Below are 2,172 nucleotides of genomic sequence, written 5' to 3'. Positions count from 1 at the left end.
GTTCGGTGCTCCGATCGCGAATACCCGTTTGTATGTGTTGGATGAGGCGTTGGCGCCGGTGCCGGTCGGGGTCGCGGGTGAGTTGTATGTCGCTGGTGTCGGGTTGGCGCGTGGCTATGTGGGCCGGTCGGGGTTGACCGGGGAACGGTTCGTGGCCTGCCCGTACGTGCCGGGCCAGCGAATGTACCGCACCGGTGACCTGGCCAGGTGGGCTGCTGACGGGCAACTCGTCTTCGCCGGCCGGGCGGACGAGCAGGTGAAGATCCGCGGCTTCCGGATCGAGCCCGGCGAGATCGAGACGATGCTGACCCAGCATCCGGGGGTCGCTCAGGCGGTGGTGCTGGTCCGGCAGGACGTGCCGGGTGACAAGCGGCTGGTCGCCTATGTCGTGCCGGCCGGTGACGACGTTCCGGCCGAGCGGTTGAAGACGTTCCTGGCTGGTCAGTTGCCGGAGTACATGGTCCCGGCCGCGTTCGTGAACCTGCCGAGTTTGCCGTTGACGGTCAACGGCAAACTCGACCGGCGGGCGCTACCGGCACCGGAGTACACCGCGGGTGCGGGCCGGCCACCGGCGAGCGTGCAGGAGGAACTGCTCTGCACCGCGTTCGCCGACGTACTCGGCATCGACACCGTCGGCGTCGACGACAGCTTCTTCGAGCTGGGTGGGCACTCACTGCTCGCGGTGCGGCTCATCTCGCGGATCCGGGCCAGGCTGGGCGTCGAGTTGTCGTTGCGGGCGTTGTTCGAGGCGCCGACGCCGGCGGGATTGGCGTCTCGACTGGCGGACGCGGCAGGTGGGCGGCTGGCGTTGCGGGCCGGGGAGCGTCCGGAGCGGGTGCCGCTGTCGTACGCGCAGCGTCGGTTGTGGTTCCTGGAGCAGTTGGAGGGGCCGAGCCCGACCTACAACGTGCCGATCGTTACCCGGCTGGCCGGAGACGTGGACACTGCGGCAGTGGCCACGGCGTTGCGGGATGTGATCGGCCGGCATGAGTCGTTGCGGACGGTGTTCGCGGTCGCCGATGGCGAGCCGTATCAGCGGATCCTGTCCGTGGACGAGTTGGCGTGGGAGTTGGAAGTCGTCGGTGTTCAGCCGGATGAGCTGGCCGGGGCGCTGGACTCTGCCACTCGGTATGTGTTCGACCTGGCGAGCGAGGCGCCGATCAAGGCGACGCTGATCGATGCCGGACCGGGACAGCGGGTACTGGTGCTGGTGACGCACCACATCGCGGGTGACGGGTGGTCCACCGGCGTACTGGCGCGAGACCTCGACGCCGCGTATGAGGCGCGGGTTCGTGGTGAGGTGCCGGTGTGGGTGCCGTTGCCGGTGCAGTACGCGGATTATGCGTTGTGGCAGCGGGAGTTGCTGGGTACGGAGTCGGATCCGGACAGCCTGTTGTCGGCGCAGGTGGCGTACTGGCGTGGGATGTTGACCGGGGCGCCCGAGGAGTTGGCGTTGCCGGTGGACCATCCGCGGCCGGCGGTGGCGAGCCATCGTGGTCACCGTGTGCCGTTGCGGGTACCGGCGCAGGTACACGAGCGTCTGGTGGCGTTGTGCCGGGCCGAGGGTGTGACACCGTTCATGGTGCTGCAGGCCGGGTTGGCGGTGCTGCTGTCCCGGATGGGCGCGGGCCCGGACGTGGTGATCGGATCCGGTGTCGCCGGCCGTACCGACGAAGCCCTCGATGACCTGGTCGGGTTCTTCATCAACACCCTGGCGATCCGTACCGACCTGACGGGAAATCCGCAGTTCCGGCAGGTGTTGAGCCGGGTACGGGAAACCACCCTCGGCGCGCTGGCGCACCAGGACGTGCCGTTCGAGCGTCTGGTGGAGGAACTGGCCCCGCAGCGGTCGCTGTCACGGCATCCGCTGGTACAGGTCGTGATGACCCTGCAGAACAACGAACGGACGGCAAAACGGCTGGCCGGCGCCGAGCCAACCCAGATCGACGCCGTCGACTCCGCGTCGGTCAAGTCAGACCTGGACCTGATGATCGGGGAAACGTTCGACGAGCAGGGCCGACCCGCGGGACTGCGGGGGGTGGTGACCGGCGCCGCCGACCTGTTCGAACCAGAATCAGTCTCGGCACTGGTACGCCGGTGGGTACAGGTCCTCGACGCGGTGACCACCGACCCGAATGTGCGGGTCCATGCGGTGGACGTGCTTGACACCGG

1 protein-coding gene is annotated in these 2,172 nt (G+C 68.4%); it reads left to right on the top strand.

The genetic code is table 11. The features are described 5' to 3' along the window. Positions 1-34 precede the first annotated feature (34 nt). Positions 35-2,172 (top strand): condensation domain-containing protein (locus I0C86_RS42740; RefSeq protein WP_323374183.1); only part of this gene is annotated, 2,138 nt, incomplete at its 3' end.

Origin of the sequence: Plantactinospora alkalitolerans (genome assembly GCF_015690345.1) — a bacterium.
Lineage (GTDB): Bacteria > Actinomycetota > Actinomycetes > Mycobacteriales > Micromonosporaceae > Plantactinospora > Plantactinospora alkalitolerans.
This window is presented reverse-complemented; position numbering and strand designations above follow the sequence as displayed.